This is a genomic window from Tenacibaculum sp. SSH1-16 (assembly GCF_040104435.1).
In the GTDB taxonomy this organism is placed as follows: Bacteria; Bacteroidota; Bacteroidia; order Flavobacteriales; family Flavobacteriaceae; genus Polaribacter; species Polaribacter mesophilus.
The window spans coordinates 1-9,836 of the sequence record NZ_JBECOV010000004.1; the positions used below are offsets into that span (position 1 = coordinate 1).

Genomic DNA, 9,836 nt, shown 5'->3' on the forward strand with positions numbered 1-9,836 from the left:
ACGCTGGAAACAGTGGAACTGAAGCCGACTTTATCCTCTCTTTAAAAGGAGATACCGGAGCGGCAGGAACCAATGGATCAGACGGGAAATCTGCGTATCAAGTTTGGTTAGATGCTGGAAACAGTGGAACTGAAGCCGACTTTATTCTCTCTTTAAAAGGAGATACCGGAGCTGCGGGAACGAATGGAACCAATGGATTAGACGGGAAATCTGCGTATCAAGTTTGGTTGGATGCTGGAAACAGCGGAACTGAAGCCGACTTTATCCTCTCTTTAAAAGGAGATACCGGAGCTGCGGGAACGAATGGAACCAATGGGGCAGACGGAAAATCTGCGTATCAAGTTTGGTTGGATGCTGGAAACAGTGGAACTGAAACCGACTTTATCCTCTCTTTAAAAGGAGACACTGGAGCTGCGGGAACGAATGGAATCAATGGATCAGACGGAAAATCAGCCTATCAAGTTTGGTTAGACGCTGGAAACAGTGGAACTGAAGCTGACTTTATCACTTCATTAAAAGGAGATACAGGAGCTGCAGGACAGGATACTACTTTATCAGGGGTGGGAAACCCTAATGGAACAGTTACAGGTGTTGCTGGTCAAGTTTATACGGATACAGCTTCAGGAATATTATATAAAACTAGTGATGGAATAACATGGAGTGTTGTAAATTCAGACACGCAAGATTTAAGTTTAAGTGGGAATACCATTAGTTTAGTAAACGGAGGAACTGTAGATATAGGAGCTTCTTCTTTAGCAGGAAATGTAGCAGGAAATAATACTTTAGCAACAACAAATCAAACAAATATTGCAAACATTAATTCTTACTTAGCAAGATTAAATAGTATAAGAGTTGTTAAGAACCCTACCAGCACCACAACTATTACTAATTCAGATGGTACAGTAATTATTGAACAAACAGGATTACTAAATCTCGGGTTAGGTGAAGATATAACAATACCAACTCCCAATAGTAGTAACCTAGGAAATAAATTGGTGATTGTAAACAGAGCAGGTAATGGCTTATTAATAGGACTTTCAGTAGCTTTAAATTTAAATATAATAGGAGGTGGCTCTATAAAAGGGTCTGGATTAAGTTCATTAGGTATATCCTTGTTAGGAATTAACTCTTCTATAACGATACAATGTGGTTTTGATGGAACCAATTACTATTGGTATAAAATTGATAGTACTTCTTTATAATAAGTTGATAATTATGAAAGAAAAAATAATATCATCAATAATTATGTGCTTTGTTATGACTGTTAAAGCTCAAGTAACAAGTATTGGATCTCTTTATGTTTCTGAAAATACATTGGTAAGTATTCATGAAGATGTACTTATAAATGATTATGGAGCAATTACAAATGATGGTGATTTGTACTTGTTTAAAAACTTTACAAATAATGGAAAGTTTAAGTTTTCTAATAACAAAATAACTGGGTTTACAAGTTTTGTAGGTAATGAAAATCAAGTTATTTCAGGTAGAGGAACCTCTAGTTTTATGTTTGTAGAATTCAATAATGAATTAGAGGGATTAGTTTTTAATTTAGGTAAAGAAATAGAAATAGTAGGAACTACATTTTTTGAAAACGGTATTTTGAAAGTTGAAGAAAATGGGATAGTTACTTATTTAAATGGAGCAACGAACATGGGGATAAGTAATAAAAGCTATGTGAATAATAAAGCACAAAAAATAGGAAACGAAAGCTTTACTTTTCCTGTAGGAGACTATAAGTCAAAAACTTTTATACCAAGAACGGTAACTATTTCTGCTCCTTCAGATTCAACTACAAAATTTTATGTCTGTTTTAATTGGGAAAAGGCAAACATTAATTTCGATAAAAAAGAAGAAGATATTGGTTTAATAGACATGAATGAGTTTTGGGAAATTCAAAACAAATCTAATAATGAGTTGATAAACTTAACTTTAACATGGAGTAATGTAACTACATCAGAAGATATTTATTCAGATCCAAGTAAAATAATGATAGTACGATGGAACGGAGAGAAATGGATAAGAGAAAGAAAAAATATTAGCATAAATGTTTCAGATAAAAGTATAACTGCCAGGGTTTCTGGTTACGGCATTTTTACATTGGCTTGTGAAGAAAAAAGAGGAACAATTGATCCTGTTATAGATTTTTCTACCTCTAACTCTTTTTCTCCCAATGACGATGGTGTTAATGATGAATTTGTAATCCCCGATTTAGCAGAGAAATACCCTAAATTTAAGATGAAAATATACAATAGGTATGGAAATGTAGTATATAATTATAGTAATAATAATGAGTTGAATCCAGTTTGGTGGAATGGAAAGTCACAAGGTAAATTAACATTAACTGGAGATACAGAAGTCATGCCAGCTGCAACTTATTGGTATGTAATAGATTTTAATGACGGAAAAACAAAGCCTTACCAAGGTTGGCTGTATTTAAATAAGTAGCTATATGAAAAAGAAAGCATATGTAATACTACTCATTTTATTAATAAACATAAGTAGTAAAGGTTTAGCTCAGCAAGATCCTCAATACACTCAATATATTTATAATATGGCAGTTATTAATCCTGCCTATGCAGGCAGTAAAGAAGGAATAAGTTTAGGGCTATTGGCACGGTCACAATGGGTAGGTGTTAGTGGAGCTCCAAAGACATTTAGTGGATTTGTACATAGTTCTGTAAGTAGAAAAGTAGGGTTGGGGTTATCTTTACTTCATGATAAAATAGGTCCCGTAAGTGAAACACATGCTTATGCCGATTTTTCTTTTACTATAAACACATCAGAAAAAGCTAAGTTAGCTTTTGGGTTAAAAGGAGGAGCAACTTTTCAACAAATAGGACTGTTAACGTTAAATCAAGTAGAATCGAATGATCCTAAGTTTAATCAGAACAGTAACAAAACACATCCTAATTTTGGAGTGGGAGCGTTTTATTATCAAGAAAAATTTTATGTAGGAATTTCTATACCTAATTTACTAGAAACATTACATTTTGAAAGATCGAACGGGAAAATAACTAAAGCATCCGAAAAGATACACAGTTTTTTAACAGCAGGATATGTGGTGGATTTAAAGAATAACTTTCAGTTAAAACCATCAACATTAGTTAAGTACGCAGATTCGACACCTTTGTCATTGGACTTATCATTAAATCTATTGTGGAATAATAAAGTGGAATTCGGAGTATCTCATAGGTTAGATGATTCATGGAGTGGAATAGTTAATTTTAAAATAAAGAAAAATCTACAAATAGGTTATGCGTATGATCATACTATATCTAACTTAGGAGAATTTAGTTCAGGGTCGCACGAGTTTTTACTATTATTCGATTTTAAATTAAGAGAAGATACTTATAAAAAACCAAGATTTTTCTAAATTTAAGAAGACTTTTTATCTTAAGCTTAATTTTAGAAAGCTATAAAAACTGTTCAAAAACAGTTTTTATAGCTTTTAGTTTTAAGCCCATAAACCACAGCACTCATCATTAATAGGCATCAGACAAGTAGTAGCTTCTTTAGGGGCGGGAATGCATAAATCTTTTACAGGATCATCACCGCCTCCATTGATAAATTGTTGTTCATTTTTGTTTAAGATAGAACCTAAGTTCAAAATGTTTTTAATCATATTTCCAGTTTTTAGAATCTAAAAATAAAAAGTTAATAGAAGGAAACTATGTAAAAAACCATAAAATAAGTAAGGTATTCTCATACTTTATATAATAAAATGAGTTTTTAAATTATCATAAGATTTTTTGTTTTAATTACTTTTATTTCAGTGTGTTATGTTTTTTTGTAGTGAGGTAAAAAACACTTGTATCAAAATTATAGTCATTAATACTTTGTATTATTACGTTCATAGTTTTTTTAAACGAAAAAGAGAAATAAGAGTTTAACTTCGTTACCACTAACTAATTAAACTTTTAAATTATGGCAACTACTGCAACACAAAACCCAGTAATTAACCAACAAGGTTCAGCAGCTATAGATTCAGGTCAATTCGCAACTTGGAATACAGCGAATGGTTCACAATCTACTCTTACTATTACAAATTCTAGTAGAGCTAATACACTAACATTTACAATAGCAGGTGCACCTACAGGTGTTACTTGTTATGATAATGGAGCTACGAAACCAGCTAATGGATTATTTAATATTCCGCCAAATTCACCATCTTATAGTGTGGTGTGTAATGGAGATTTTGCAGGTTCGCAAGTAACCGTTTCTAATATTACTAATGCTCAGAATGATGCAACTGCAGAAATTCAGGCACAAACTACACAAGGTTAATAAAAAAAAAGGATTGTATATAGTATGTACAATCCTTGCTTTTTTTGTATTAGCGAGTAATGCAGCATTTTCTCAAAGTATTACAAAATCCAAACTGGATACAATTGTGCTTTTAAAGAATGAATATGCTGTATTAGATACCAATAACGGGTCTCAATGTATTTGTTATATTAATAATATTAGTAAAGCTCAGCAAGCTACTGTTGTTAACACAGGAGATACTAATAATGTAAAATTTAATGACAGTACCTCGTTTAATGGTATTCATATTTTAAAGATTAGACAGCAGCTTATAGCTGTCGCTGATTTTAAAGGGAGTCAACTGATTGTATCCAATTTATCACCTTACGATGTAATAGTAATTGTATCTATTTTATGTCCTAAGAATGATTAGTTTATAGTGTATCACGATGCTTTTTTAAGGGGTGTTTTCAATTCCTCAGTTTTGATACTCATACTTTATTGCACTACCAAGTTATTTTACACACATATTATTCTAATGCTATGGGTTCAACTCTACAAGATACTGAGGGTACTTTATTTAGTAATGTGGATTCTGGAGATCCATTATTGTATATTAACGTAACACCAGAACTTAATGAATGGTCTGCCATAGTACTACCAGAAGATTCTACCTATAAAGAATCTACACTTACTTTATCAAAAGCAAAAAAACTTTCTGTTTATTTTCTTTTTGCTGAAAATGCTCCTGATGATGAAAATATTACTAAATATATAAACGAAGTAAGAGCTTATTTACAAAAGTATAGAGAAAACTTTTCAAATAATATTACCACTGCTTGGTTGTTAGATGTAAATTCAAAACCAACCAATGAAAATGTTATTGCAATTAATTTTTATGAGAACTCTCAGAATGTAATTAAGGTTAGCCAAACTTTTAATTACACTATGGGAAATGGTTTTGCAACATTATCAATTAGAAATAATACAGAAGTATCTTTCATTCCAGAAGGTGCAGCTACACAAATACAATTAAGTTACGATTTAAACAGTCCCAATATATCTTTTAACAGTAAAGAATTTGGAAGTGATACGTTGCTTAATAAAGACATATCTATAGCATTTACTCAATATAATTGTGGTGCATTTAGTTTTCCAATAGGATTTAATTTAGAAAGTGATTTTAAGGCCTTTTATTCAGAAACTTGTTATTACCATACAGAACCAACAGATAAGAGTATTGAAAAATATAGTTATCCTATTTTTAAACCTCAATCTGATGTAGAGTATGCAATGACCCAAGCGGCTATTGATCCTTTAGATATAGGAAATAAAAAAGGGTTAAATACCTATTTTGCGTTTACAGGAAGCATTTTTAATAGTACTTCAGGAAAATCGACACCTTGCTATTTACCTAGCTTTTTTTCAATAAATACAGGGCACTCTATTACTTTATGGCCAAAAGTTAATTTAATTGAAAACACGAATCCGTCTAACAAATTAACTCCATTACCTAATAGTTCCTTGTTACTTATTTCTCCCAGAGATATTAATGAAACAGAGCGATTTTACTTACAACCTGAGGGCGATTTTTTTCTAGACCCAGAATCAGATCAAGTAGATGAAAATGGACAACTTGACTTTCTACCAGGGTTGTCAGGAACAGAAACTATCTCTTTTACACCTTATTCCATTAAAGATGGAACTCCTGTTGGAGATGTATTACGTTTTAAAAGTAAACAACCAGCTTACGCTCCAAATTTTCCTGCACAAGAACTTTCACTGGTAAATCCAGGAACCAATAGTCCAACTTTAGAAAATAAATATTTAACAGGATGGTGTAATATTATATCTGATGTAGCTGAGAATGTACAATATGTTTCTCAGCCTGAAGGCGCTTCTTTATTTGCTAAAGATCATGGAGTAAGCCAAGTTATTAAGGGTAAATCTAATTTACTAGGCTTTTATGAACCTAGTGTAGATATGCCTCAACAAAATTTTTATGTTCCTATTGTTCCATACTTGGCAGTAGAAGCAGATTCTCAAAAACCAGGAAACGATAATTTAACTAGTTTTGAATCTGAAGTACTTAGTAAAGAAAGAAAAACACTTATTGCAGTACAATTAACTACGCAAAGAGCATCAAAAAGTGTAAGCAAAAGAAAAAGACTTTTGAGTAACGTAGATGGTAGTTATACAAGTTCTACAACTCCGCAAGGATTAATAGCAAATGTAAATAATAATGGAGCTTGGAGTTTACTCAACTTAGGGCAAAATGATATTCATCAGGGGGCTACACCTGAATATTTGTATCCTGAAAACCAGACACCAACTGACCCAGCCCAGTACCAGATGAGCTTTGTAAATCTATCCACTACATTACAGAGTGCTTTTTTAACCAATCAACAGTTTTTAGTAGCAACTCAAAACAATCATTTGGGAGCATTATTTTCTAAAAGTGGAGAACAAGGAGGACAAACTACAGCAGAAGCAATTTTTAATAACAAAATGTCAATTGAAGATTGGCCATTTGATATTAATGTAGGAACAACAAATACTTATGCTGATTATAATAACGTAGTTATTTTTAAATTTTGTAAAGGGACTTTATTAGATAGAGTTAAAGATCCAAAAACTTGGACTCAACCCAATACTTTCAATACAGAAGGAGTTGAAGATCCAGCCAATGCTTATCAACAGTTAATAGCTATTTCATCATGGATACAGAGTTATATAGAAGATGCTGAAAAAGCTTATCAATATGGTTTAGAACACCCAGAAAGTAATCAGGCAATTCTGTATGAAAAGTTCCATAATATTATAAACAATAAAGATTGGAACGGAATATTGGTACTCAAAGCCGATATTGATTTACAAGAGTTTCCTCAACAATTAAAAGGATTGATCTCTGGTATTGACTTGACTAGATTTAATGCACATCATTTTGGAATAGAAGTCAATAAAGTAAATGCTGACGGTGAAATTCAAATGCAAAAAAAGAGTTCTCTATTCGGACTCATTAATTATCTAGACACAGCTTATCAGCAACAATTATTACAAGGGTTAAATACTAATAAGCCTGTACCTCCTTTAGCGGGAGCTACTTATGATTTTAAGGTACTTCAATTACAGGTACTTTTTGAAAATACAGCAATCAAGTTCTTCCAAAGCAAGGTACAATTAACAATGAACAATTTATTTTCTGATACCGTTATAAGTACCAATAATAAATATGGTTCTAAAACTTTAAATACAGTAGTGCTTGATGGTACATATCAAGATCATGATGGTACACCAGTATATGTGTTTGAAAATATGGATGATAACTTATTTTATTTTGATAGCAACCTTCTTAAAAATGTAGAAATTACCAAAATTCAGTTTAATACATTAACAACCGATCCAAAAGCAACTTATATAGAATCTAGTTTTACCATGTGGGGGTATTTAAACTATGCAGTAATGCAAACAACCATACCTGCAACAAATGAAACTGAAGAAAAAGCAATTGTTATGGATGCTTTTTCTTTTGGTAATGGTACAGATACAGATATTATAGATGGTTTAAGTTATAGCAACTTATATATTGATATGGCTTTTGATATCAGTACACCAACAGTAGTAGATTACGCTTTTGATGCTTCAAAAATAGTATTTAACTCAGATCTTAGTACAACTAGACAGCTAAGTTTATACCCTAACTTTGCACTACAAATCAATAACCTTGTTAGTGGAGATAAGGATACCAAACCTTCTAGTTTAGGATATCTTAATTTAAGTTTGCCAGGAATCAATACTACTGGGCTTTCAGAAAATTGGTATGGACTAGAAATGACCTTAAATATGGGAACTCCCGGTGAATTAGCGGCGTCATTAGATTTTAATGCTAGTTTATTGATTGCATGGAGTCCAGGGAATAAAGCTACCGATACTACCTATAACGCATTTGTAGGAATAAAACTTCCAGGAACTAGCAGCAACGCTAAACTTCTTAGTTTACAAGGAGTTTTAAAATTATCTATTGATACTTTAAAATTAGAATATGTAGAAGCTCAACAATCATATTTAATGACATTGAGTAAAATAGCATTGAAGTTTTTAGGAATTCTCAAACTACCACCAGGAGGAAGTACCAATTTTTTACTTTTTGGTAACCCAAACCCAGGAGCTACTGCCAAAAGTTTAGGATGGTATGCAGCATATAACAAAACAAAACCTTAAGCTATGGCAAGAGTACTCTATTGGAATATACAGCAGTTTGGTATTAATAAAATAAATAACCCAAGTAGAAAAAGGCAACGTGGAAGCTCTTTGTCAGGTCAAGCAGCATCTGTAAATAGAAGACAATATATTATGGATACTATTGTCGCCCATCCTCCAGATATTCTGGTAATAGTAGAGACTTCTACTGGAGGAGGAGCTGAAGGAACTCTTGTGACAGCAGGAGGTAGCCAAGGAGCTTTGGATTTATTAAATAGAATTAGAGCTGCACTTGGGGTAAACTGGATGCTAGTACCTCCTCTGATTCTTGGTGTAGGAGGTGTTTCAGAAGGAATATCTGTCTACTATAATAGTGCTAATCTTAATTTTAGTGGTCCGTGGGGTTGGCAAGGTGGAGGAAATTCGTCAGATTCTATAGCTAATATTGGAGCGCCAAATCTAGCGACCTACGCAGCTCCTTGGAACAATTGTTTACCTGCAGTAGCTGTTCCTGGAGGTAATATCAATGCAGGAATAAATTCTAATAGGTTAGCAGGGCAATGGCTTTTTACAGATAATGCAATGCCTCCGAATAGATTACAATTTCCTGGAGTTGGAAATCGACCACCATATTTAACAACATTTTGGGAGGCAGCTAATAATAGAACTATAAAATTATTGTCATATCATGCACCACCTAATAATGTAGCAGCAGCAAATGGTACAAATCAGCTTTCCAACGTAAGAGAAATAACAAATGATCTAAATGCAGACGAAGTAGGAATTATTGTAGGAGATTTTAATGTTAATATTTTCAATGCTTACTTTGAGCCTATAGCCTATAATAACCTCATTAGTTTTTTACCTGCAGGTGCAGGATATACTAGAGCCATAAATCCAACAGCTAATAACGGATGGCCAGATAAAGGGTATGTTTTTACACATATAAAAACTAGTAATAAAGCAAAACCTTGGTTTACGAATGGATATCCTGGATATGAATATATTGGAAGTAATCCTAATTTTCAAGGATATGATAGTATTGACAATGTTTTAACTCGGTATGGAGCTAATGCGGGAGGGCCTGCAAAAAATATGACCATAATTAATAGGGTCACAGGTAGTCCTTATAATAGAGTATTACCCACCCCTGGAGGAGCTCCTGCAGGTCATTATGTATATGCTACAAATATGAGTCAAATACCAATTGGAGCACCAAATGCTGGATTACCTGTAGCGTTACCTCTTCCTCCTAATGGTCCGGGAGGAAATGGAGGGATAGCACCTGGAACTATTGGAGGCCTTAGCCAGTTTAAAGGATGGTCAAATTATGGTCATATAAGAAGTACCAGCGATCATCTTCCTTTAATTATAGATATATAACAATATAT

The 9,836-nt window shown here is 33.0% G+C and carries 8 protein-coding genes; 7 read left to right on the forward strand and 1 reads right to left on the reverse strand.

Annotated features, from left to right (window positions below; all coding sequences use genetic code 11):
* The 3 genes from ABMY20_RS06790 to ABMY20_RS06800 all read left to right on the forward strand — a co-directional run.
* A partial coding sequence (locus ABMY20_RS06790; protein ID WP_349264930.1) for a hypothetical protein occupies positions 1-1,202 on the forward strand: 1,202 nt, incomplete at its 5' end.
* Between the two features lie 13 nt (positions 1,203-1,215).
* On the forward strand, positions 1,216-2,445 hold the full coding sequence (locus ABMY20_RS06795) for a gliding motility-associated C-terminal domain-containing protein (RefSeq protein ID WP_349264931.1): 1,230 nt from the start codon (positions 1,216-1,218) through the stop codon (positions 2,443-2,445).
* A 4-nt stretch (positions 2,446-2,449) separates the two neighbouring features.
* A complete protein-coding gene (locus tag ABMY20_RS06800) occupies positions 2,450-3,373 on the forward strand; it encodes a type IX secretion system membrane protein PorP/SprF (protein WP_349264932.1) in 924 nt (307 codons plus the stop codon).
* 81 nt (positions 3,374-3,454) lie between these two features.
* Here the strand turns inward: ABMY20_RS06800 and ABMY20_RS06805 are convergent, their stop codons facing one another.
* Positions 3,455-3,622: a hypothetical protein gene (locus ABMY20_RS06805; RefSeq protein ID WP_159432127.1), complete on the reverse strand. Its 168-nt coding sequence runs from the start codon at positions 3,620-3,622 to the stop codon at positions 3,455-3,457.
* A gap of 302 nt (positions 3,623-3,924) precedes the next feature.
* Between ABMY20_RS06805 and ABMY20_RS06810 the strand changes: the two genes are divergently transcribed.
* From ABMY20_RS06810 to ABMY20_RS06825, 4 genes are all read left to right on the forward strand, one after another.
* Positions 3,925-4,284 carry a hypothetical protein gene (locus ABMY20_RS06810; protein WP_173360739.1) on the forward strand — a complete coding sequence of 120 codons (360 nt, stop codon included), beginning with the start codon at positions 3,925-3,927 and terminating at the stop codon, positions 4,282-4,284.
* On the forward strand, positions 4,241-4,678 hold the full coding sequence (locus ABMY20_RS06815) for a hypothetical protein (protein WP_159495376.1): 438 nt from the start codon (positions 4,241-4,243) through the stop codon (positions 4,676-4,678). The genes ABMY20_RS06810 and ABMY20_RS06815 overlap by 44 nt, the downstream gene beginning before the upstream one ends.
* A 110-nt stretch (positions 4,679-4,788) precedes the next feature.
* The gene (locus tag ABMY20_RS06820) at positions 4,789-8,466 is read left to right on the forward strand and encodes a hypothetical protein (RefSeq protein WP_349264933.1); all 3,678 of its coding nucleotides are present in this window, start codon (positions 4,789-4,791) and stop codon (positions 8,464-8,466) included.
* Positions 8,467-8,469: 3 nt separating this feature from the next.
* On the forward strand, positions 8,470-9,828 hold the full coding sequence (locus ABMY20_RS06825) for a hypothetical protein (protein ID WP_281980769.1): 1,359 nt from the start codon (positions 8,470-8,472) through the stop codon (positions 9,826-9,828).
* Positions 9,829-9,836: the final 8 nt, after the last annotated feature.